Consider the following 21,873-nt stretch of genomic DNA (forward strand, 5'->3'; position numbering starts at 1 on the left):
CCTGCCGATACTACGGCCACCGCGGCTGCTCCTGCCAGCGTCGGGCGCTCGCCGCCGAATGATCGAGGCAGGCACCTTAATTCGATGGATCACCGCAGGTGCTGAAATGCGGGAAGTCCGGATGAGGCACCGAGGGCCGATGCATGATGGCAGCCGCAGTTCGACTATCCCCGTTTGTCCAGGTCGGAGATCCCGGACAAACCGACATGAAAGGTCATGCAGTGAGGACATCCCGTAAGAGCATCGCCCGTGCCGGCGCCGTCACCGGACTCGCCGCCATCGCCCTGCTCGCGAACCCCGCCCTCGGCTCCGCCGCGGTGGCCGGTTCGGCCGCCGTGCACGTCGAGGGCAAGAGCGTGGTCGTGGAGTTCACCGGCGTCAGCTCCCCGACCCTGCTCGTGTGCTCCGGCCAGGTCAAGGATCTCTCCGGTCAGTGGGTGGCGGGAGACCCGGCCCCGCTGTCGGGCAACCCGGCCTCGGGCACGTACAAGTCGCCCGCGCTCAAGGATGGCACCTACCGCGTCGAGGCGGTCTGCTTCGACGCCGGAGGCTTCACCTTCCTCACCCCTGCGGGCGGCGAGGAGGTCACCATCGGTGACGGCTCGGGTAGCAGCGGCATAAACCTGGGCAGCGTCCAACTGACCACCGGCAGCTGATCGACCCCGCGCCCCGTACCGCCACCGCGCGGTCAGTCGCGGTCGCAGCTCGACCAACAGGTCGGCGCGGTCGCGACGGCCGCGCGGTTCCCAGGACTCCGGCCTGCGCCGGAGAGGGTCCCGTTCGCGCATCACCGGGGGTGAGGCGGAGTGCTATTCGCTACTGAAACATGTTGTTAAACAGCATGACTGGCCTAAATAGGCGAATGGTCCGATCATTTCCGAATGAGATATCGGATCGGGAGGGCCGGTGCATGATGTCAGCTGTCATGCCTGCTCGCGCGCCATCGGAACAGGCCACCAGCCAAGAATTGGACACACTGTGAAGACATCTCGTAAGAGCATTGCCCGTGTGGGCGCGATCGCCGGATTCGCCGGACTGGCCCTGCTCGCCAACCCCGCGGTCGGCTCCGCAGCAGTCGCCGGTTCCTTCCACGCAACTAGGTCGGACGGTGTCATCGAGGTGACATTCACGGGCATCAGTTCTCCGACCCTGGTCGGATGCTACGTGGACGTGGTCGAGACATACGGAAGGTTCGAAATCCGGGGCGAGATGGCGCTGACCGGTGATCCGGGCTCGGGCACCTACCGCCTGACCGTGCCCGACAAGTCCTGGACCTACTTTGTCGAGCCGACCTGCGTCGACGCTGACGGTGTGACCTCCCTTCCCGGCACGGATCACCCGCCCCTGGATCTTGCCGGCAGTGCCGCGATGGTGTTCTCCAGCTGATAGGCGCCGAGCGTCGCTATCGCGCGGTCAGTCGCGACCGCAGCTCGACCACCAGGTCGGCGCCGTCGCGACGGCCGCGCGGTCCGTCGGCCTCCGGCGTGATCATCCGGCCCTCGTCGGAACGGGTCCACTCGCGCACGGCCCAGCGTTCCGCGATCGCCCAGCGGCCCGCGCGGCGCTCCATCAGGTCGACATAGCGGGCGCCGCTGGTGAAGTCGCCCCCGGTGGGATGGCCCCAATGTGTTGCCGTGGAGTATGACTCGCTGATCGCGAGGTCGCCGTGCAACTCGACGAGATGGTTCCCGATGTGGTGCATGGTGCCGCCGAGCAGCTCCAGCTTGGGGCGTACCCAGGCGATGTACTCCTCGACGCCGCCGTCGAAACCGGTGTGGTGGTCGATGCCGTCCGGGTGATAGGCGCCGCGTACCAGGTCGAAGTCGAGTCTGTCGATGCCGCGGCAGTAGCGCATCACCACCTCGTAGATGGCCTGTTTGTCGAGGAGTTCATCGAGTGCCGTCACTGCCGTCCCCTTCCTGTCGCCCCGTGCCACGTTGCGCCCACGAGTTCTACCGCAGGGCCTGGCCGTGGGGCAGGACCTTCCCGGTCACCGGGAGGAGGGAGAGGGCGGTCGCACCGCTGACCGGGACTTCCGCCGCCGAGCGGCGGCGGTGTGGCTAGTGTCGAAGCCGCCGAAGCTGTGAACACCGAGACACCCAGTTACAGGAGTCGAGTTGGAACGCGCCACGATCGCCGAGATGCTGCTGGACCGCGTCGGTGACGAGCACCTGGGCGTGCGCACCCGCGAGCGGGACTGGACCTGGGACGAGACCGTCCACGAGAGCGCGGCCCGCGGCGCCCTGGCCACCGCGCTGCGCGTCGACGGTCCGTTCCACATCGGTGTGCTGCTCGAGAACACCCCGGAGTTCCTCTTCTGGCTCGGCGGCGCCGCGCTGAGCGGGGCCGCGATCGTCGGGATCAATCCGACGCGGCGCGGCGCCGAACTGGAGGCCGAGGTCCGCTATGTCGACTGCCAGCTCATCGTCACCGACGCGGCGGGCATGGCGCAGCTGCGCGGGCTCGATCTCGGGCTGGCCGAGGACCGGTTCCTCCTCGTCGACCATCCCGCGTACGCGGAACGCGTTGCGGCGCATCGGGTGGCCGCCCCCGCCGCGGATCCGGAGGTCTCCGGGTCGACGCTGTTCCTGTTGCTGTTCACGTCCGGCACCACCGGCATGTCCAAGGCCGTGCGATGCAGCCAGGGCAGGCTCGCGCGCCTCGCGCACGCGAACACCGCGAAGTACGGTCACGTCCGCGAGGACGTGGACTACTGCTGCATGCCGCTGTTTCACGGCAACGCCCTGATGGCTCTCTGGGCTCCGGCCCTGGCCAACGGCGCGACGGTCTGCCTGACGCGCAAGTTCTCCGCGACCGGGTTCCTGCCGGACGTGCGGTTCTTCGGCGCCACCTACTTCACCTATGTGGGCAAGGCGCTGGCGTACCTGATGGCCACGCCGGAGCGGCCGGACGACCACGACAACACGCTGGTCCGTGGCTTCGGCACGGAGGCCTCCCCGGAGGACAGGGCGGAGTTCGTCCGCCGGTTCGGTGCCGAACTGTTCGAGGGCTACGGTTCGAGCGAGGGCGCGGGCTCGGTTCGCCTCGACCCGGCCGCGCCCGACGGTGCGCTCGGGCGTCCCGCGCACGCGGAAATCGCGGTGGTGAATCCTGACAGCCTGGTGGAGTGCGAGCGGGCAAGCCTCGACGAGCACGGTCGGGTGCTGAACCCGGACGCGGCGATCGGGGAGATGGTCGACAAGGGCGGCGCCAAGCGGTTCGAGGGGTACTACAAGAACGAACAGGCCGTGGCGGACCGGATCAGGCACGGCTGGTACTGGACAGGCGATCTCGGCTACGTGGACGAGGCCGGGTTCATCTATTTTGCCGGGCGCAAGGGCGACTGGATCCGCGTCGACGGCGAGAACACCTCGGCGCTGATGGTCGAGCGGATCGTGCGCAGGCACCCGAAGGTCATCGCGACCGGGGTGTACGCGGTGCCGGATCCGCGCTCGGGCGACCAGGTGATGGCGGCGATCGAGGTGGCCGACGCCTCGGACTTCGATCCGGTCGAGTTCGCCGCCTTCCTCGCGGCCCAGGACGACCTGGGCACCAAGGCGGCCCCGCGTTTCGTCCGGGTGTCGACGAACCTGCCGGTGACCGGGTCGAACAAGGTGCTCAAACGCGAGCTGCAGGCCGAGCTCTGGCGGTGTGTCGACGCGGTGTTCCGCTGGGAGGGACGCGGCGAACCGATGTACCGGGAGATGTCCGAGGATGACAAGGTCGCACTGGAGGCGGATTTCGCCTCGCACGGGCGTCAGCGCTACATCTAGGCAGCTGCGCTGCCCGTGCGCGGTTGACGAGTGTGTGGACTCGCCAACCGCGCACGGGCGGCGCAGTCGCCTCTGTCGAAAGGATGTTCCATGAAGCTGGGAGTCGTGATCCCGGTCGAGCTCGGTGTCACCGGGGAGCCCGACAAGATCCTCGAGTTCGCCAGGGCCGCCGAGTCTCTCGGGTTCGACGAGATCTCCGCCGTGGAGCATTCCGTGGTCATCGGGGACACCGACAGCGCGTACCCGTACTCGCCGACGGGCAAGTCCCACCTGCCCGACGACTGCGACATCCCGGACCCGCTGGAGCTGCTGTCCTTCGTGGCGGGGGCCACGACCACACTCGGCCTCGCGACCGGGGTGCTGGTGCTGCCGAACCACAACCCGGTGGTGCTGGCGAAGCGGCTCGCGACCCTCGACCGGCTCTCCGGCGGGCGCCTGCGGATCTGCCTGGGCGTCGGCTGGATGCGCGAGGAGATCGAGGCCTGCGGGGGCCAGTTCGACCGCCGCGGGAAGGTCGCCGACGAGGCCATCGCGGTGATGCGCGCGCTGTGGGCCGGTGGGTCAGAGGGCGTCGACCACGCGGGCGAGCACTATCGGTTCGAGCGGGCGTACTCGTTCCCGAAGCCGGCGCGCCCGTCCGGCGTGCCGCTGTACATCGGCGGCCACAGCAAGGCGGCGGCGCGGCGGGCGGGGCGGTTGGGCAACGGGTTTCAGCCGCTCGGTCTCGGCGGCGAGGACCTCGACGCGGCGGTCGCGCTGATGCGCTCGGCCGCCGTCGAGGCGGGCCGCGACCCGTCCGAGGTCGCGCTGGTGCTCGGCCACCTGCTGACGAGGGTGGACGAGTCGAAGATCGACTGGGCGACGTCGCTCGGGTCCGATCGGATCCTGCTGTCCGCGTCGCGACACGCGACCACCTTCGAGGCGGTGCTGGACGAGATGGCCGAGTGCTCGAAGCGGCTGGGCCTGGCCTAGCCGCGATCGCCGCGCCGGTTCACGCGGCAGGACCGCCAGCCGGCCACGGCCGCTTCGGCATCCACCCGGTGCACCGGCACCCGCGGCGCGCTCGGGGCGCGCAGGTAGTCGGCGATGCGACGGTTCAGGTCCGCGACAGCCTCCCGCACATCGGCCTCCGTCGGGAGGTCGGCGACCGTCTCGGGCAGTCGCGCGACCTCGCGCCGCAGCTGCAGCGACGGCGGCAGCAGCGCCTCGGTGGACAGCCCCTCGGCCCGCAGCTTGTTCTTCACCCACCACAGCTCGTCGTCGTCGGCGAGGTGCGGGATCGGCTTGCCCGCGCCGGGTAGGTGGTCGAAGTCGCCGCGTTCCTGGGCGACCCGGATCTGACGCTCGACCCACGACTCGAACGGGACGTCCCAGGGCTTGCGTTCGGTCATGTCTCCAGGATGCACCGATCCCGTAGGCCCTGCTACAGCGACCAGGTGTGCTTGCCGAGGACCTTCTTCTCGTAGACGTACACGTTCGCTCGGGTCGCGCAGAAGGCGAGGAGACCGATTGCGACGCCACGGTCCACCCACTCGGGGGTGTCCCCGAACGTCGCGACCACGCCATAGGTGACGCCGAGTGCGATGAATGCCACGGCCTTCCGCCACAGGCCCTTGGCGAACAGGTAGAAGACGCCGAAAAGCGCGGCCAGCCAGTTGAACTGGACGGTCATCCGTCGACCGAAGGGCAATGCCTTGAACGCGGCGACCCACTCGGGGCTGTTCTTCCAGAATCCGGGCAGTCCGTGCTGCGCGAAGAAGCCGAACCGGAACATCCACCTCTCGCTCAGTCCGGAGACGGGGGCGGGGGCGGTCGAGTTCAGGTGTGTCGGCGTCATGACCAGTTGGACGCACGCCGTCGGGATTCGGTTCCCGGTCGAGGTGCTGGGGTGGTGGAGCTCAGGTGTGCTCGGAGATCATCACCGCGCGGGTGCCGGGCTCGAGCGCCTGGAACACGTGCGCGACATCGCCCGGGTACGCGATGTAGTCGCCGGGGCCGAGTTCGACGGGATTCGGGGTCACCCCGACCAGGGCCCGGCCTGCGCTGAGCACGACGTGCTCGATGACACCGGGCGGGTGCGGCTGTGACTCGCGCGCGGGACCGGGTTCGGCCGCGATCCGGTAGACATCGCGGCGTGCGTTGGGCGGGCAGGAGGCGACCAGCGTGGCCTGGTAGTCGGCCCGATCAGAATGCAGCGCCGGGCCCTCGTCGGCACGGATCACCTGCACCCTCGGTCGCGGCGGATCGAGCAGCCGCGAGATCTGGATGTCGAGCGCGGTGCACAGTGCCCACAGCGTCTCCACGCTGGGATTACCCGTGCCCGCCTCGAGCTGGGACAGCGTCGACTTGGCCACCCCGGCCCGCCGGGCGACCTCGGTGAGCGAGAGCCCGGCCCGTTCGCGTTCCTGCCGCAGCGCGGACGCGATCGCGTCCAGCGGTGCCTTCCCCTCCGGTGCCATGTGTTCACTGTATCGGTCGTATTGTTCGACTTGACGAACACTTGGCACCCTGTTCATTATAAAAGCCATGCGTTCGACATGGCGAACACTTGATCGCGGGCTCCGGGCAGACATCGCCCTGGTGTGCCTCGCCGACGGGATCGTCGGCGTGTCCTACGGCGCCATCGCGGTCGGTCTCGGGTTCGCGCCGTGGCTGCCCGTGCTGATGGCCGGGCTGGTCCTCGCGGGCGCTTCGGAGTTCCTGTTCGTCGGCATCGTTGCGGCAGGCGGCAGCCCGCTCGCCGCGCTCGCCGCTGGCCTGCTCGTCAACGCGCGGCACCTGCCGTTCGGTCTGGCGGTCGGCGACGTGACCGGCGGTGGCTGGCGGCGGATGCTGGGCAGCCACATCCTCAACGACGAGAGCGCGGTCTTCGCGCTCGGTCAGGACGAGGCGGCGCGCAGGCGCGCCGCCTACTGGCTGTGCGGCATCGGGATCCTGGTCTGCTGGCCCGCCGGGGCGCTGATCGGCGCGACCGCGGGCAGCGTCATCGGCGACACCGACGTTCTCGGACTCGACGCGATGTTCCCCACGGTGCTACTGGCGCTGGTGATTCCGGCGCTGCGGGATCTGGCCACCGCTCGGGCGGCACTGGTCGGCGCGGGCGTGGCGCTGGCCGCGACACCGTTCCTGCCCGCGGGCATCCCGGTGTTGCTGGCGCTCGTTGGGCTCTGTGCCGGCGGCGTACGAAAGGTGGCGGTTCGGTGAACGTGTCTGCGGTACTGATGGTTTCGATACTCGTGTTGGCGGCGGGAACGTTCGCCTTCCGATTCGCGGGCCCCGCGCTGCGGACCCGGGTGGTCGTGCCGGATCGGGTGGAGAAGCTGATGGGGACGGCCGCGGTGGTGTTACTGGTCGCGGTCGCCGCCACCACGGCGCTGACGCAGGACCAGGGCGCGGCCGGCATCGCACGACCGCTGGGCGTGCTGGTCGGCGGGGTGCTCGCCTGGCGCAAGGCGCCCTTCCTGGTGGCCGTGCTCGCCGCGGCGGCGACGGCAGCCGGACTGCGGCTGCTCGGCGTCCCCTGATCGAGGGCCCCGGGAAGGGTGGTCAGGTGCCGGGAACCGTCACCGGTCGGTCCTCCGCGAAGTCGACGGTCAGCTCGCGGCGGGCGACCAGCCATCGACCGTCCACGCGCCGGTAGCTGTCCCGGTAACGGATGGCGAGGCTGTTGTCACGGAACCCGTCCTCGACCCGGTAGATGTGGTGCGCCTGGCAATAGACCAGGCCGTCCGCGGCGTCCCCCTCCACGGTGAGCACCTGCTGCCCGACCGCGTGGTGCGTCGAGTGCAGGTGCCCGACCGCCCCGAGCACCGTCGCGGTGATCTGCTCGGGGCCCGCGACGGTGGGGCTCTGACCGCGCCGGACGAGCGCGGAGGGCTGAACGAACTCGGCATCCGTGGTGAACAGCGCGGCGAGGGCGGCGGTGTCACGGCCGTCCACCGCCGCCGCGTACCGTCCGACCAGATCGGTGAGATCGAGTCGGTCGGCGTGGTTGTGAGTGCTCATGTCCCGAGTATGCGACGCCGGCTGCGGGTTCGGACCGCGCCCGCGCCCGCTGAGCGGGAAATGTGCTCCGGGATTCGGCTGCGCGGGCGCATGATCGGGGTCGAGAACTCTGTCTGGAGGAATGTTGGCCACACAACCGATTGTCGGGAGGCCGACGTCCGCCCGACTCGTGGTCATCGCCCTGGCCTCCTGCGGCATCGCGGTCTCGCTGATGCAGACGATCGTGATGCCGCTGCTCCCCGAGTTCCCGCGGCTGCTGAACACCTCCGCCTCGAACGCGGCCTGGCTGGTGACCGCGACCCTGATCGCGGGCGCGGTCTGCGCTCCCGTGCTGGGCCGGCTCGGCGACATGTTCGGCAAGCGCCGGATGCTGCTGATCGCGCTGGCCGTGATGGTGCTGGGCAGTGCCCTCGGTGCGGTCTCCGACGAGTTCGCGGTGGTGCTCGTCGCTCGGGCGCTGCAGGGCACCGCGATGGGCGTCATCCCGCTGGGCATCAGCATCATGCGCGACGAGCTGCCCGAGGATCGGGTCGGCTCGGGCATCGCGTTGATGAGCTCGACCCTCGGCGCGGGCGGCGCCATCGGGCTGCCGCTGACCGGCGTGGTCGCGGAGCACCTGAGCTGGCATTGGCTCTTCGGTGGCGCGGCCGTGCTCGGGATCATCGAGATCGTCACCGTCTGGGCGCTGGTACCCGAGTCGCCGGTGCGGACCGGCGGGAGGTTCGACCTGGTGGGGGCTGTGGGGCTGTCCGCGGCGCTGGTCTGCCTGCTGCTCGCGGTGACGCAGGGCAACAACTGGGGCTGGTCCAGCGCGGTGGTCCTCGGGCTGTTCGCGGGGTCGACCGCATTGTTCCTGCTCTGGGGCGTCTACGAGCTGCGGCTGGCCTCGACCGGCGTCAAGCGCCCGCTGGTGGACCTGCGTGTCTCCGCTCGACGGCAGGTGCTGCTGACGAACATCGCCTCGATCCTGATCGGCTTCGCCATGTTCACCTCGTTCATGGTGAGCGCACAGATCTTCCAGGCGCCTGCCGCGACGGGGTACGGATACGGGATGTCGCTGACGCTCAGCGGGATCGCGCTGCTGCCCGGCGGCCTGATGATGATCGCCTTCTCGCCGGTGTCCGCGCACATCTCGCGGCGCAGGGGGCCGCGGACGACGTTCATGCTCGGCGCCGTCATCCTGCTGGTCGCCAATCTCACGCGCGCGCTGGTGCCGCACCAGCTGGGCGTGATCGTCGCGTGCATCGCGGTGACCGCGATCGGCGCCGCCTTCGCCTACGGGGCGGTCCCGGCGATGATCATGCGCGCCGTTCCGGTTTCCGAGACCGCGGCCGCGAACAGCCTCAACTCGCTGGCGCGTTCCATCGGTACCTCCGCATGCAGCGCGGTCGTCGCGGCGGTCACCACGGCGTCGATGATGCAGGTCGCGGGCGTGCAGTTCCCGACGGCGGGCGCGTACGCGCTGGTGTTCGGGATCGGATCGGCCGCGGCGCTTGTCGCGCTGCTGGTCGCGGTGTTCATCCCGGGCGACGAAGTCCGCCCGCAGGATCTGCCGCTGAGTGAGACTGAACCGGACCGGATCCGCGCCGCTCCGTAGCGTCCCATTCGCGCGAGCGCACGTGACCTGCGCAAGCGCCGCGAGAGAGGGGAGAGCATCGATGGACCTGAGGGAGTCGGCCGCGCAGACCGAGCTGCGCCGCGAGCTGCGCGCGTACTTCGCCACGCTGCTGCCGGAGCAGAAGCGCCGCACCGCCGGTGAGCAGGGCGTCGGCGGCGAGCACTTCCGCGAGATCGTCAGGCTGCTCGGCCGCGACGGCTGGCTCGGCATCGGCTGGCCGGTCGAATACGGCGGACAGGGCCGCTCCATCGAGGAGCAGTTCGTGTTCTTCGACGAGGTCCAGCGGGCCGGTCTGCCCTTCCCGTTCGTCACGGTGAACACCGTCGGCCCGACCCTGATGAAGTACGGCACGCAGGAGCAGAAGGACAGGTTCCTGCCCGGCATCCTCGCCGGGGACATCGTCTTCGCGATCGGGTACACCGAACCCGAGGCCGGCACCGACCTCGCCTCACTCACCACCCGTGCGATCCGCGACGGCGACGGCTGGGTGATCGACGGCAACAAGATCTTCACCTCCGGCGCGAACACCGCCGACTATGTGTGGCTGGCCTGCCGCACCGATCCCGAGGCGCCCAAACACAGGGGCATCTCCATCCTGATCGTCCCGACCGACGACCCGGGCTTCTCCTGGTCGCCGATCAACACGGTGGGCGGCCTGATGGTCACCTCCACCTACTACACCGGTATCCGGGTCACCGACCAGGACGTCGTCGGCGAGGTCAACGGCGGTTGGCAGCTGATCACCGCACAGCTCAACCACGAACGGATCGGTCTGGCGGCCCTCGGTGGCCGGACCTACGGGCTGTGGAACCAGGTGCTCGATTGGTCGCGCGCGAACGGCACCATCGAGATTCCATGGGTACAGCAGGATTTCGCGCGCACCCACGCCAAGCTCGAGGCGATGCGTCTGCTGAACTGGAAGATGACCTCGGCGGTCGCTCGGGACACCCTGTCCGGTGCCGACGAGGGTGCGACCAAGGCGTATGGCACCGAGACGCACGTCGACGTGTACCGCACCCTGCTCGGCATCCTCGGCGCCGCGGGCCGGATCCGGCCGGAGTCGCCGGGCGCGATCCTGGCCGGCCAGATCGAGCAGATCTCCCGCCAGGGCGTGGTGAACACCTTCGGCGGCGGAGTCAACGAGGTGCTGCGCGACATGGTCGGCACCATCGGTTTGGGCCTGGTCCGGGAGAAGAGGGTCAGATGAGCGAGGAGCACTGATGGACTTCGACTTCAGCGAAGAGCAAGAGGCGATCCGCGCCCTCGCCGACGAGGTTTTCACGAGCAAGGCGGGCATCGACCGGGTCAAGGCGGTGGAGGCCACCGAGGACCGCGTGGACCGCGACCTCTGGCGTGAGCTGGCGGCCACCGGACTACTCGGCATCGCCCTGCCCGAGGATCTCGGCGGCGGGGGACTGGGCGTCGCCGAGCTGTATGTCCTGCTCGAACAGCAGGGTCGCCACGTCGCGCCCGTGCCGATCTGGCCGACCGCCATTGCGGCGCTGGCTGTTTCCGAGTTCGGGACCGTGGATCAGCGCAACGCGCTTGTGCCAGGCGTCGCCGAGGGCAGCACCTTCCTCACCGTCGGGCTCGAGGAGTTCGGGCCCTACGTCGCGGGCGACCCCGAGACCACCGCCGCCGCGTCCGCCGACGGCGTGTGGCGCCTCGACGGCGCGAAGGCCGCGGTACCGGTGGCGCACCTCGCGCACCGGGCGGTCGTGTCGGCGACCACCGGATCCGGCGCCGCCCTGTTCCTCGTCGACCTCTCCGGCGACGGCGTGAGCGTCGTGCGGACGCAGTCCACCACCCACGAGATCTGCGCCAACGTCGAGTTCTCGGGCGCCGCGGTGGAGTTGCTCGGCCCGGCCGACGGGTCCGCCGTGTCCTGGCTGCTGGACCGCACCGAGCTCGCGTTGGCCGCGATCCAGCTCGGTGTCGGCTCCGGCGCGGTGTCCCAGGCCGTTGCCTATCTCAACGAGCGCAAGCAGTTCGGGCGCCCGCTGGCGACCTTCCAGGCCGTGAGCCACCAGCTCGCGGACTGCTACATCGACCTCGAGGCCATGCGGGTCACCCTGTGGCAGGCGGCGGTGCTGCTCGCCGCCGGCGCGGATCCCGGCACCTCGGTGCTCGTCGCGAAGTGGTGGGCGACCGACGGCGGTCAGCGCGTGGTGCACCGGACCACCCACGTGCACGGCGGCATGGGTGTGGACACCGATTACCCGGTGCACCGGCACCTGTTGTGGGGCAAACAGATCGCGGCCACCCTCGGCGGCGCGAGCTCGGACCTGGCTCGCCTGGGCGCACTCCTCGCATCGGGCGTCGAGGTGGGTGCATGATCGCGGCGAGGGTGGTTCCCGCCCAGTGGGTCGCGATGTTCGCCCGGCACCACATCCGTCAGTACGGTGCGACGAGAGTGGACAACGTGCTGGTGTCGGCGGGAACAGCCGCGCCGACCAGCGGACTGATACTGGGAGCAGCCTGATGAGCACCACCGAGACCGACACCTCGAACGCGGGCCGCTGGCGCGGCGCGGACCTGGGCACCAGGACCGTCAGCTACACCGAGCGGGACGCGATCGTCTACGCGCTCGCGGTCGGCGCCGCCGCGAGCGAGCTGGACCTGGTGTTCGAGGACCGGCTGCGCGTGCTGCCGACGTTCGCGCTGACCCTCGCGCAGTGGGCCCCCGACGAGCTGGGCTCACGCGGTGCCTTCGACACCAAGACCGCATTGCACGGGTCGCAGGAATTGAAGGTGCTCAGGCCGCTGCCGCGCAGCGGCGAGCTGACCCTGACCGCCTCCGTCGGCGAGGTCTGGGACAAGGGCGCCGCCGCGGTGTTCGAGGTGCGCGTCGAGTGCGAGTACTTCGTGGCGACCTGGTCGCTGTTCGCGCCCGGGTACGGCGGCTTCGGCGGCGAGCGGGGCCCGTCCAAGCCCCCGGCGCCGGAGGGTGAGCCGAACCTGTCGACGGAGCTGGCGACCTTCGAGAACCAGGCCGCGCTCTACCGGCTGACCGGCGACCTCCACCACATCCACATCGACCCGGCGGCCGCCGAGCGCATCGGCCAGCCGCGTCCGATCCTGCAGGGACTGTGCACCCTGGCCGCGAGCACGCTGCCGCTGGCGCGCGCGCTCGGCGCGCACCCCGCCGACCTGGTGGAGCTGTCGGGGCGGTTCTCCGCGCCGGTGTTCCCCGGGCAGGTGCTGCCCGTACGCGGCTGGCGCGACGGCGGCGCGGTCGAGTTCGAGGTCGGCGCGGACACCGTGGCGATCGCGGGCGCGCGCGCCCGGTTCGCGGGCTGACCGCGATGGGTGTCGCCAATCCCGCCGACTTCGCCGGCCGCGCCGTCCTGGTGACCGGCGGCACCAAGGGCATCGGGCGCGTGGTCGCCGAGACGTTCCTGGCCGCAGGCGCCCGGGTGCTGGTGTGCGCCCGTACCGAACCGGACGCGCTGCCCGAGGCGGACGGTCGCCGCGCCGAGTTCCGGTCGGTCGACGTGCGCGACCCGGATGCGGTCCGGGCGATGGTCGAGGACGCGCATAGGGCGATGGGCCGGCTGGACGTGCTGGTCAACAACGCCGGTGGCTCGCCCGATGCCGACGCCGCCGAGGTCTCGCCCCGATTCGTGGAGAAGATCGTCGCGCTGAACCTGTTGGCGCCCTTCTACGTTGCGCAGGCCGCAAACCGGCTGATGCAGGCACAGCAGGAGGGCGGGTCGATCATCAACATCGGCTCGGTCTCCGCGCACGACCCGCAGCCCGGCACCGCCGCGTACTCGGCCGCCAAGGGTGGCCTGTTGGTGCTGACCAGGGCCCTGGCGCTCGAGTGGGCGCCGAAGGTCCGGGTCAATCACATCACCACCGGGCTGATCCGCACGGAGGCCGCCGCGTCGGTGTACGGCGCGGACGGGGGAGCGGCGGTCACCCGGACGCTGCCGATCGGCCGGATGGCGGTGCCTGCGGACATCGCAGGCGCGTGCCTGTTCCTCGGCGGTCCGCTGTCCTCCTATGTGAACGGGGCCGACATCGCCGTTCACGGTGGCGGCGAGTACCCGGCGCGCTACATTGCAACCCATCCCGAGCTCGGCTGAGCCACACGCATTCTCAAGGATCGGAGCACTGCACATGGGGACTCTCGACGGAAAGGTCGCGCTGATCACGGGTGCGGGTCAGGGGATCGGTCAGGGCATCTCGTTCGCCCTCGCCAAGGAGGGCGTCGCCATTGCGGTGGCCGGACGGACCGAATCCAAGCTCGACACCACGGTCGCCGCGATCCGTGAGTTCGGGGGCACCGCGATCCCCGTGCGCTGCGACGTCTCGGACAGCGACGACATCGCGGCGGCGGTGGACAAGACCGTCACCGAACTCGGCGGCGTCGATATCCTGGTGAACAATGCCAACGACGCCATGCCCGGCAAGCTGCTCGATGTCAAGGATGGGGAGTTCGAGCGGGCGTTTGCCTCCGGACCGCTCGCGACGCTGCGGCTGATGCAGGCCTGTCATCCGCACATGGTCGCGCGCGGCGGTGGCTCGATCATCAACCTGGTGACCTCGGCGGCGGTCCGGTGGGACGCGGGCGGTTACGGCGTGTACGGCTCCATCAAGGAGGGCATGCGGGTGCTGACCCGCGCCGCCGCGTCCGAGTGGGGCCGTGACGGCATTCGGGTGAACAACGTTGCCCCGCATGCACTCACGCCCGCGCTGAAGTGGTGGATGAACAAGAATCCGGAGGAGGCCGCCGAGTTCGTCGCCGGCATCCCGCTCGGCCGCGTCGGCGAGCCGGAAGCCGATATCGGCCGGGCCGTTGTGTTCCTGGTCGGCGAGGACGCCCGCTACCTCACCGGCGCCACCATCCCGCTCGACGGCGGCCAGTCCCGCTGGGGGTAGGCGCCTGCGCCGCCCGTGAGTCCTTTCGGTCCGGATAGGGCCATAAGGACTCACAGGGCGGAGTTGTTCACTCTCAGTTTCCTGCCAGTTTCCCTGGGTAAATTCCCGCGGATGCGTGATCGCCTTCCCTCCCCACCGCGGCACTGGCCGCTCGCCGTTGCCGCCCTGATCCTCGCCGCCGGGATCCTCGCGGTGTTCGGCCCGTCCGAGGTCGCCACCAACCCGGTGTTCGGCGCCTCGACGTCGCTGTACCGGCAGGTCGACGCCGTCACCAGCTCGTGGCCGAGCGAGATGGGCACCCTCACCGAGCTGGCGGCGGAGGCGCTGCTGTTCGCGCTCGCGGCGATGCTCGCGGCGGCGCTGTGGTGGGGGCGCGGCGACACCCGCACCCTCGCGGTCGGGCTCGCGGGCGGCGCGGGCGCGGCGGCGTCTGCGCTCGCGACGCTCGCGGTGAAGTCGGTCGTCACCGAGGAGCGGCCGTGCACGGCGGTCCCCGGGGTGCACGCGCTCGCCGAGTGTCCGCCGATGGGGGACTGGTCGTTCCCGAGCAACCACTCGGGCATCGCCGCCGCGCTGGCGACCGCGGTGGTGCTCGCCTCCTACGCCGCGCGTCGGATATGGCTGTGCGTGCTCGCGGCCGCGTCGGCGGTCGTGGTCGCGATGCTGCGCGTCGTCAGCGGCGTGCACTACCCGCACGACGTGGCGGCGGGCCTGGTGTTCGGCGCGTCGATCGCGGTGGCTGTCGCGATCGTGTTGACCCCGGTCACCGCGCACCTGTTGCGGAGGGTCGGCCTCGGCGGCGCAGTACCGGCGGGCGAGCCCCGGTACTGATCAGCCGGGGAGGCGCCCATCCGGGTCAGCGCCGGATCAGCGGGAGGCGGCGGCGGACCCTGGCCACACCGAGCATCTCGTCGACATCGGTGATCTTGACGCGCGGCCGACCGGATGCGGCGCCGCCTGCCCGCTCGGCGGCGTCGATCGCCTGCCAGCCGCGGTAGTCGATCCGGGCGGGCTGGCGCTGCGCGACCAGCTTGGTCAGGTCCTTGCGGCTGCCGACCGGGCGGCTGAGGCTGCCGGACTGGAAGTCCTCGAGCAGCCCGCGGACGGTCTCCTTGGCGCAGGCCTTGTTGGTCCCGATCACGCCCGACGGTCCACGCTTGATCCAGCCGGTGACGTAGACGCCGTCGACGGGTGCACCCCCGGCGGACTCGAGCACCCGGCCGTTGTCGTTGGGGATGGTCCCGCGTCGCTCGTCGAACGGGACGCCCGTTAGTGGCCGCCCGCGGTAGCCGATCGAGCGCAGCACCAGGGATGCCGCCAGCGTCTCGGAGTCCGCGGTCGGCCGGGCGCTCGGCGAACCGTCGGTCCCGGCGACCAGCTCGTTGCGCGCGACGGCGACGGCCTCGACGCGATCGGTGCCGAGTAGCGCCGTCGGCGAGGCCAGGTAGCGGAAGACGATCCGCTTGCGGCCGGGAGTGCTCGTGCGTTCGGCGAACTCGCGGGCGAGCTGCACCTTGAATTCGGTGGACGGTTCGTACTCGCCGTTCTCGAGCAGGCGGGCGCTGAGTTCGTCGAGCTCGAGCTCGGCAGGGTCGATCACCACGTCGACGTTCTCGAGCTCACCGAGGGCGAGGAACTCGGGCGTGGAATACGCGGCCTGGGCGGGCCCGCGACGCCCGAGCAGCACCACCTCGCGGATGTTGCTGTGGCGCAGGGCCTCCAGCGCGTGATCGGCGATATCGGTCTTGGCGAGCTCGGCGATGTCCATGGTGAGCACGCGGGCCACGTCGATCGCGACGTTGCCGTTGCCGACGATGACCGCGCGCTCGCCGGACAGGTCGAACTCGCGATCGGCGTAGTCCGGGTGGCCGTTGTACCAGGCCACGAACTCGGTGGCGGCGTGGCTGCCGGGCAGGTCCTCGCCGGGGATGTCGAGTCTGCGGTCGCTGGAGGCGCCAACCGCGTAGATCACCGCGTGGTGGTTGGCCATCAGCTCGTCGTGGCTCAGGTGCTTGCCCACCTCGACGTTGAGGTGGAACTGGAAGCCGTCCTTGGCTGCCGTCCACTCGAACGCGTCGGTGATGACCTTGGTGCCTGGGTGATCGGGCGCGACACCCGCGCGGATCAGCCCCCACGGGGTCGGTAGCTTTTCGAACACCTCGACCTCGACGTCCGAGTGCACCAGGAGCTGCTCGGCGGCATACGACGCGGCAGGCCCCGCGCCGACGATGGCGACCCGCAGGGTGCCGAGATCGACGCGCTTGGCCTCGGTCGCCGGGAGGGGCTGCCAGCCCTCCTGCAACGGGTACTTCTCGTAGTAGTTCGCGTTGATCTCCGCGTATCGCGCGTCCGCCTCGGACAGCTGGTCCGCGGGGAAGATCGCGGCGACCGGGCAGGCATCCACGCAGGCCCCGCAGTCGATGCAGGTGTCCGGCTCGATGTACAGCATTTCGGTGGTCCTGAACTGCGCCTCGTCCGGCGTCGGGTGAATGCAGTTCACCGGACAGGTCGCAACGCAGGAGGCGTCGTTGCAGCACGCCTGGGTGATCACGTATGCCATGGGAGTCGTTCCTAGGGGCGGGAGCTGGGGCTGCGGGTCGGATCGCCGGTCGGGTTCGGCCCGACCGCGCGATCAGAGCAGGTTGACCTTCTTGTAGAGGCGCTTGGACGGGCCGCCGACGAGGCCGGCGCTGTCGAGGAACTGCATGAGCTTGGCGCCGGACGTGCGGACCTTGTCCTTGTAGTGCGCGTTGGCCTTGGCTTCGGCGATGGCGCGCTCCGGATCGAGACCGGCGTTCGCGTAGACGTCCTTGTTGATCATCGACTTCATCACGAAGTAGACGACGACCGCCGTGTTGACCCGCTCCACCGCCAGTCGCGCCCGGCTCGCGCCCTCCAGGCGGCGACCGACCTCCTCGCGGGCGAAGCGGATGTGCCGGGCCTCCTCGAGGACGTGGATCTTGCTGACCGTGCGGGTGATCGGCTGCACGCGCTCGTCCTTCATGAAGTCGCGCTGCATCATGTCGAGGATCTCCTCGGCGGCCATTACGCTGGCGTAGGCGTTGGCCCCCTTGAAGAATCCGCCCCAGATCCGGCCCAGCTTGTGGATGACGGGGTGCGGGCCGTAGCTGGGCATGCCGAGCCGCTCGCCGGCTCGGCCGAACATCACCGAGTGACGGCACTCGTCCGCGACCTCGGTGAGCGCGAACTGCACGTGCCGGGAGTGCTTGTCGCGTCCGTACACGTCGCGCAGCAGCATCTGCATGAGCAGGATCTCGAACCACAGCCCGACGCCTGCGACGCTGGCGCATTCGTGCTTGGTGAGCTCGACCTTCTGCTCGAGGGTCATCTCGTCCCACAGCGCGGTGCCGTAGAGGGTGCTCCATTCGGGGGTGAGGCCGTACTTGTCGTCCGGTACCGGTGCCTCCCAGTCGACCTCGATCATCGGGTCGTAGGACTTGCGGGCGGAGGATGCCAGCAACCGCTTCGCTGTTTCTTCGCGGTCGGAGATCGCGGGGCGCTGCAGCGGCATAGCGGTCGTCATTGGCAGTCCTCCATTTGTGTGACACCGAGTAACAGGTACTGCGACTGTACATCTACCCCCGTGGTGTGACAACTGTCACCGGACGGCTGTCCAGGCGGATCAAAGTTTGGCTCACCAAACTTCCTGATATGGTCTAGCGAACTAGAGTGGTGGATGCACGGATCGACAGGGGGACGGCGTTGTCAGTGGAGGAGCTCGGCGTCACGACGCCGGAGCGCGCGCCCAGGCGTAACGGCTCGGCCAAGGGCCGTCTCATCGCTCTGGCCGGGCCGGCATTCGTCGCCGCGATCGCGTATGTCGATCCGGGCAACGTCGCCTCGAACCTGACCGCGGGCGCCAAGTACGGCTACCTGCTGGTGTGGGTATTGGTGCTGGCCAACGCGATGGCCGTGCTGGTGCAGTACCTCTCCGCGAAACTTGGCTTGGTCACCGGGCGCTCGCTCCCGGAGCTGCTCGGCGACCGACTCCGCCCTGCCCAGCGCAAGGCATTCTGGGTCCAGGCCGAACTGGCCGCGGTCGCCACCGACCTCGCTGAGGTGATCGGCGGCGCCATCGCCCTCAACCTGCTGTTCGGGGTGCCGCTGCCGCTCGGCGGCCTCATCACCGGCGTCGTGTCGATGGCGATCCTCGCCACCCAGAGCCGCGGCCAGCGGACCTTCGAGTTCGTCGTGATCAGCATGCTCGCGATCATCACGCTCGGCTTCGTCAGCGGGCTGGCGTTCACCGACGTGTCGGGCGGCGAGGCGCTGGCCGGGCTGGTGCCGCGCTTCGAGGGCACCGAGACCGTGCTGCTGGCGGCGAGCATGCTCGGCGCGACCGTGATGCCGCACGCGATCTATCTGCACTCGGCGCTCGCACGCGACCGGCACGGACGCGACATCGAGCCGGGCAGGCTGCCCCGGTTGCTCAAGGCCACCAAGATCGACGTCGTCGGCGCGCTGATCGTCGCCGGCTCGGTCAACATCGCGATGCTGTTGCTGGCCGCGTCCGCGCTGCGCGGGATCGAGGGAACCGACACGATCGCCGGCGCGCACGCGGCCATCTCCAGCGCGCTCGGCCCCGCGGTCGCGGTGATCTTCGCGATCGGCCTGCTGGCCTCGGGTCTTGCGTCCACCTCGGTCGGCTGCGCCGCGGGTGCCGAGATCATGTCGGGCCTGCTGCACTTCCGGATCCCGATGCTGCTGCGCCGGACCCTGGTGCTCATCCCGGCGCTTGTCGTGCTCGCGATGGGCGCCGATCCGACGCTGTCGCTGGTGATCAGTCAGGTGGTGCTGAGCTTCTGCATCCCGTTCGCGCTCGTGCCGTTGGTGCGGATGACATCCGAGCGCGGGCTGATGGGCGAGCACCTCAACCGGCGCGGAACCACCGTCGCGGCCTGGGCGGCGACGGCCGTCATCGTCGCGCTGAACCTCGCTCTGCTGGTCCTCACCGTCACCGGCGCCTGACGCCCACCCGCCCCGAAACGTAGGTCCACCACGGACCGAGGGGGTCTGATTTGATTAGCCTAACCAAACAAATCGGACACATCGGGAGAGTCATGAGTTCCACATCGTCGCCGCTCGCGGCTCGGAAGGGCCGGCGCGTGATCGCGCTGATCGGGCTGCTCGCCATCGCGGTCGCTGCGATCGCCGGCTGCGGTTCGGGCGCAGAGACCGAGGCCGCCGAGCCGCAGACCCGGGTGATCGAGACCGCCGGCGGACCCGTCACGGTGCCGGCCGCCGCCGAGCGGATCGTGGTTCTCAGCGGCGGGCTCGCCGGCTACCTCTACGCGCTGGAAGCGCCGGTGGTCGCCACCGATACCCGGGTGCTGGGCGTGACGAACTTCGACGGCGGCTTCCCGCCCGCCTGGTCGGCGAAGGCCATCGCACAGGGCACCACGGAGCTGCCCGCGGGAGAGCAGCTCAACATCGAGGCCGTGGCGGCCGCAGACCCCGATCTGATCATCGGGGGCGGTCAGGGCGTCACCTCCGTCCAGGCCGAGGAGCTCCACGATCAGCTGGCCGCGATCGCCCCGACGGTCCTGATCCCCAAGACTGTGACGTCGTGGAAGGAGCAGCTCCGGCTGGTGGCGGAGGCGGCCGGGCGCTCCGATCGGGTGCAGGCGATGATGACCACCTACGACGACCGGGTCGCGCAGGTGCGGTCCGCAATCGCGGTGCCCGAGGGCCCGACGGTCTACCTGCTGTCGGTGGGGAGCGACAAGCCGTTCCTCATCCCGCCCGCCGCGGCGCTGCCGGAGATGCTGGGCGAGCTCGGGTTCGCTGCCGACGACGTGCTGAGCAAGGCGGGCAATCCGCCGCTCTTCGGTTCAGGCGATTCCTTCGAGGTGAGCCCGGAGCTGCTCTCCACGGTCGCCGACGCGCCCGTGGCGTTCGTCGTCCCCGTCTCCGGTCGGGCCCTGGCCGAACTCGCGCAGGATCCGCTTTACGCCCGCCTCCCGGCCATCGCGCGGGGCAAGGCATTCGAGCTGCCCGCGACCAGCTATCGGCCCGACTACGACGGCGTGATGGCCACGCTCGACGTGATCGAGAAGAGCTTCGGATGAACCGGGGCGCTCATCTCGAGCGGATAGCCGTTGTGCTCGCCGGGGCGAGCGGCGCGAAGGTGCCCTACCCGATCGGTCTGCGCGAGCTCGAGGTCCTCGGCTCACGGATGGTCGGGTCCGGGTTGCTGCGCCTGACCCTGGGCGGGCCGGACCTGGATGGGTTCGAGACCCATGTGCCCGATGAGCACGTGCGGTTGATCTTCCCGGATGCAGACGGCGCGCTGCGGCTGCCGGAGCGCGACGGGTTGAGCCTCAAATGGTCTCGGCCGCTCCCCATCTCGCGGGAGTACACCGTCCGTAGACATGATCCGGTCGCGGGTGAGCTCGACATCGACTTCGCCCTGCATCCGGGCGGATTCGCCTCGACGTGGGCGGCGGCGGCAACGCCGGGAACCCGGGTGCACGTCGCGGGCCCGCCGGGAGGGCTGGTGGTCCCGCCGAGCTACGACCGCTACCTCCTCGCCGGCGACATCACCGCGTTGCCCGCGATCGCGCGCTGGCTCGAGGCGCTGCCGCGGGACGCGGCCGGCTGGGCCTTCGTCGAGGTGGCGGACGCGTCCGAGGAGATCGAACTGGCCGCACCTGCCGACGTCGAGGTGCGGTGGCTGCATCGGGGGGCCGTCCCGGCCGGCCATGCGGACGTACTCGAGAGGGCGCTGCGCACGGTCACCGTCCCCCCGGGCGAGCGGGCCTACGCCTGGATCGCCGGTGAGGCGACCATGCTGCGACCTCTGCGGGCTTGGGCGCGTGACGAATGGGGACTCGGGCCGGCGGATTGCCTGATCACCGGCTACTGGAAGCGGGGGGTCGCGGACTTCGACGGGGAACACGACGAGCACGCCAGCCGCTAGGCCGTGTTGATCGAGCGTTTTGTGGTCGCGGATACGATCGAATCCCCTGGAGCCGTTCATGCTCTGGGCGCCGAGGAGCGAAGGGATGAGCACATGACGACACCTCGCGCCTATCTCGACGCCGTTGCAGAGGTATACACGGAGTCTGGTGCTTCTCTCGATTTGCGGGCCCCGTTGGCGGACGCGAATCGAGACGCGATGCTCGGGTCGCTGGGGTTCGGAGTGGCGGACTGGCTCGTCGATCTGTGGCGAGTCGCCGACGGCGGGGCAGCGTACAGCTCGGTGTTCGCGCGGCCGGGCTTCTTCACAGGTGCGGACTTCCTGTCCGTGTCGCAGGCCCTTGCGCTGCGCAATCGCCTGCGCGATATCGCAGGCAACTTCTCGGGCTGGCAGGAGCCGGAGCCTCGCGATGGTCGGATCCGCCCGGGATGGTTCCTCGACGCGTGGGTGCCGTTCGCGGCCTTTGGCGGGAGCACGATCGTGCTGTTCGCCGATTGCCACCCGGGTTCCGGGGGCGAGGTCGGTCAGGTGATCTCCTACGTGCACGACCCCGACCAGATCGCATTGGTGGCGCCCGATGGTGAGGCGTACCTTGATGCATCGCTCACGTGGTTCCGCGACCAAGCAGAGGAGTTCGTCCTCGAAGGGTGAGA

25 protein-coding genes are annotated in these 21,873 nt (G+C 70.0%); 18 read left to right on the forward strand and 7 right to left on the reverse strand.

Annotated features, from left to right (window positions below; all coding sequences use genetic code 11):
- The first annotated feature begins 221 nt into the window (after positions 1-221).
- Positions 222-656 carry a hypothetical protein gene (locus FCG67_RS05240; protein ID WP_136907749.1) on the forward strand — a complete coding sequence of 145 codons (435 nt, stop codon included), beginning with the start codon at positions 222-224 and terminating at the stop codon, positions 654-656.
- A 352-nt stretch (positions 657-1,008) separates the two neighbouring features.
- Positions 1,009-1,386, forward strand: coding sequence for a hypothetical protein (locus tag FCG67_RS05245; RefSeq protein ID WP_136907751.1), 378 nt, complete (start codon positions 1,009-1,011; stop codon positions 1,384-1,386).
- A gap of 16 nt (positions 1,387-1,402) precedes the next feature.
- Here FCG67_RS05245 and FCG67_RS05250 read toward each other — a convergent pair whose 3' ends face one another.
- A complete protein-coding gene (locus FCG67_RS05250; protein ID WP_281282321.1) occupies positions 1,403-1,906 on the reverse strand; it encodes a nuclear transport factor 2 family protein in 504 nt (167 codons plus the stop codon).
- 211 nt (positions 1,907-2,117) lie between these two features.
- Here FCG67_RS05250 and casI point away from each other — a divergent pair, with 211 nt between their 5' ends.
- Both casI and FCG67_RS05260 read left to right on the forward strand, forming a co-directional pair.
- Positions 2,118-3,773: a steroid-22-oyl-CoA synthetase gene (gene casI, locus FCG67_RS05255; protein WP_136907753.1), complete on the forward strand. Its 1,656-nt coding sequence runs from the start codon at positions 2,118-2,120 to the stop codon at positions 3,771-3,773.
- A 90-nt stretch (positions 3,774-3,863) separates the two neighbouring features.
- Positions 3,864-4,745 (forward strand): LLM class F420-dependent oxidoreductase, encoded by an 882-nt coding sequence (locus FCG67_RS05260; protein WP_136907755.1) that lies wholly within the window; start codon positions 3,864-3,866, stop codon positions 4,743-4,745.
- On the opposite strand, the gene FCG67_RS05265 is transcribed toward FCG67_RS05260, so the two are convergent.
- The 3 genes from FCG67_RS05265 to FCG67_RS05275 form a co-directional block, all read right to left on the reverse strand.
- Positions 4,742-5,164, reverse strand: a complete 423-nt coding sequence (locus tag FCG67_RS05265) for a DnaJ family domain-containing protein (protein WP_136907757.1) — start codon at positions 5,162-5,164, stop codon at positions 4,742-4,744. The two genes, FCG67_RS05260 and FCG67_RS05265, sit on opposite strands and share 4 nt — an antisense overlap.
- Before the next feature lie 32 nt (positions 5,165-5,196).
- On the reverse strand, positions 5,197-5,610 hold the full coding sequence (locus tag FCG67_RS05270; protein WP_136907759.1) for a DUF2628 domain-containing protein: 414 nt from the start codon (positions 5,608-5,610) through the stop codon (positions 5,197-5,199).
- A 61-nt stretch (positions 5,611-5,671) separates the two neighbouring features.
- Positions 5,672-6,232 carry a helix-turn-helix domain-containing protein gene (locus FCG67_RS05275; protein WP_136907761.1) on the reverse strand — a complete coding sequence of 187 codons (561 nt, stop codon included), beginning with the start codon at positions 6,230-6,232 and terminating at the stop codon, positions 5,672-5,674.
- 67 nt (positions 6,233-6,299) lie between these two features.
- Here FCG67_RS05275 and FCG67_RS05280 point away from each other — a divergent pair, with 67 nt between their 5' ends.
- Positions 6,300-6,977: an AzlC family ABC transporter permease gene (locus FCG67_RS05280; RefSeq protein WP_136907763.1), complete on the forward strand. Its 678-nt coding sequence runs from the start codon at positions 6,300-6,302 to the stop codon at positions 6,975-6,977.
- Positions 6,974-7,297 (forward strand): AzlD domain-containing protein, encoded by a 324-nt coding sequence (locus FCG67_RS05285; RefSeq protein ID WP_211243112.1) that lies wholly within the window; start codon positions 6,974-6,976, stop codon positions 7,295-7,297. Before FCG67_RS05280 ends, FCG67_RS05285 begins: the two co-directional genes overlap by 4 nt.
- 22 nt (positions 7,298-7,319) lie before the next feature.
- Here the strand turns inward: FCG67_RS05285 and FCG67_RS05290 are convergent, their stop codons facing one another.
- Positions 7,320-7,778, reverse strand: a complete 459-nt coding sequence (locus FCG67_RS05290) for a nuclear transport factor 2 family protein (protein ID WP_136907765.1) — start codon at positions 7,776-7,778, stop codon at positions 7,320-7,322.
- Positions 7,779-7,947: 169 nt separating this feature from the next.
- Here FCG67_RS05290 and FCG67_RS05295 point away from each other — a divergent pair, with 169 nt between their 5' ends.
- The 8 genes from FCG67_RS05295 to FCG67_RS05325 all read left to right on the forward strand — a co-directional run bounded on the left by FCG67_RS05295 (position 7,948) and on the right by FCG67_RS05325 (position 15,111).
- On the forward strand, positions 7,948-9,375 hold the full coding sequence (locus FCG67_RS05295) for an MFS transporter (RefSeq protein ID WP_246044860.1): 1,428 nt from the start codon (positions 7,948-7,950) through the stop codon (positions 9,373-9,375).
- Positions 9,376-9,436: 61 nt separating this feature from the next.
- Positions 9,437-10,603 carry an acyl-CoA dehydrogenase family protein gene (locus FCG67_RS05300; RefSeq protein ID WP_136907769.1) on the forward strand — a complete coding sequence of 389 codons (1,167 nt, stop codon included), beginning with the start codon at positions 9,437-9,439 and terminating at the stop codon, positions 10,601-10,603.
- A gap of 13 nt (positions 10,604-10,616) precedes the next feature.
- On the forward strand, positions 10,617-11,732 hold the full coding sequence (locus FCG67_RS05305) for an acyl-CoA dehydrogenase family protein (RefSeq protein ID WP_136907771.1): 1,116 nt from the start codon (positions 10,617-10,619) through the stop codon (positions 11,730-11,732).
- Positions 11,729-11,878, forward strand: coding sequence for a hypothetical protein (locus FCG67_RS24890; RefSeq protein ID WP_169310446.1), 150 nt, complete (start codon positions 11,729-11,731; stop codon positions 11,876-11,878). Before FCG67_RS05305 ends, FCG67_RS24890 begins: the two co-directional genes overlap by 4 nt.
- The gene (locus tag FCG67_RS05310; RefSeq protein WP_136907773.1) at positions 11,878-12,696 is read left to right on the forward strand and encodes a MaoC/PaaZ C-terminal domain-containing protein; all 819 of its coding nucleotides are present in this window, start codon (positions 11,878-11,880) and stop codon (positions 12,694-12,696) included. Before FCG67_RS24890 ends, FCG67_RS05310 begins: the two co-directional genes overlap by 1 nt.
- A 5-nt stretch (positions 12,697-12,701) precedes the next feature.
- Positions 12,702-13,484: an SDR family oxidoreductase gene (locus tag FCG67_RS05315; protein ID WP_136907775.1), complete on the forward strand. Its 783-nt coding sequence runs from the start codon at positions 12,702-12,704 to the stop codon at positions 13,482-13,484.
- A 34-nt stretch (positions 13,485-13,518) separates the two neighbouring features.
- A complete protein-coding gene (locus tag FCG67_RS05320; protein WP_136907777.1) occupies positions 13,519-14,280 on the forward strand; it encodes an SDR family NAD(P)-dependent oxidoreductase in 762 nt (253 codons plus the stop codon).
- A gap of 111 nt (positions 14,281-14,391) precedes the next feature.
- The gene (locus tag FCG67_RS05325; RefSeq protein ID WP_211243113.1) at positions 14,392-15,111 is read left to right on the forward strand and encodes a phosphatase PAP2 family protein; all 720 of its coding nucleotides are present in this window, start codon (positions 14,392-14,394) and stop codon (positions 15,109-15,111) included.
- A 25-nt stretch (positions 15,112-15,136) separates the two neighbouring features.
- Here the strand turns inward: FCG67_RS05325 and FCG67_RS05330 are convergent, their stop codons facing one another.
- Both FCG67_RS05330 and FCG67_RS05335 read right to left on the reverse strand, forming a co-directional pair.
- Positions 15,137-16,840, reverse strand: a complete 1,704-nt coding sequence (locus FCG67_RS05330) for an FAD-dependent oxidoreductase (protein ID WP_136907779.1) — start codon at positions 16,838-16,840, stop codon at positions 15,137-15,139.
- Positions 16,841-16,912: 72 nt separating this feature from the next.
- Positions 16,913-17,824, reverse strand: coding sequence for an AurF N-oxygenase family protein (locus tag FCG67_RS05335; RefSeq protein ID WP_136907781.1), 912 nt, complete (start codon positions 17,822-17,824; stop codon positions 16,913-16,915).
- Between the two features lie 149 nt (positions 17,825-17,973).
- Here FCG67_RS05335 and FCG67_RS05340 point away from each other — a divergent pair, with 149 nt between their 5' ends.
- The 4 genes from FCG67_RS05340 (at position 17,974) to FCG67_RS05355 (ending at position 21,871) form a co-directional block, all read left to right on the forward strand.
- Positions 17,974-19,269, forward strand: coding sequence for an Nramp family divalent metal transporter (locus tag FCG67_RS05340; protein WP_425467799.1), 1,296 nt, complete (start codon positions 17,974-17,976; stop codon positions 19,267-19,269).
- A 92-nt stretch (positions 19,270-19,361) separates the two neighbouring features.
- Entirely contained in the window at positions 19,362-20,369 is a 1,008-nt protein-coding gene (locus FCG67_RS05345) for an ABC transporter substrate-binding protein (protein ID WP_136907783.1), read from the forward strand.
- A complete protein-coding gene (locus tag FCG67_RS05350) occupies positions 20,366-21,220 on the forward strand; it encodes a siderophore-interacting protein (RefSeq protein ID WP_136907785.1) in 855 nt (284 codons plus the stop codon). The genes FCG67_RS05345 and FCG67_RS05350 overlap by 4 nt, the downstream gene beginning before the upstream one ends.
- A 3-nt stretch (positions 21,221-21,223) precedes the next feature.
- Positions 21,224-21,871 (forward strand): SMI1/KNR4 family protein, encoded by a 648-nt coding sequence (locus FCG67_RS05355; protein WP_136907787.1) that lies wholly within the window; start codon positions 21,224-21,226, stop codon positions 21,869-21,871.
- Positions 21,872-21,873: the final 2 nt, after the last annotated feature.

Origin of the sequence: Rhodococcus oryzae (genome assembly GCF_005049235.1) — a bacterium.
Classification (GTDB): Bacteria; Actinomycetota; Actinomycetes; order Mycobacteriales; family Mycobacteriaceae; genus Rhodococcus_G; species Rhodococcus_G oryzae.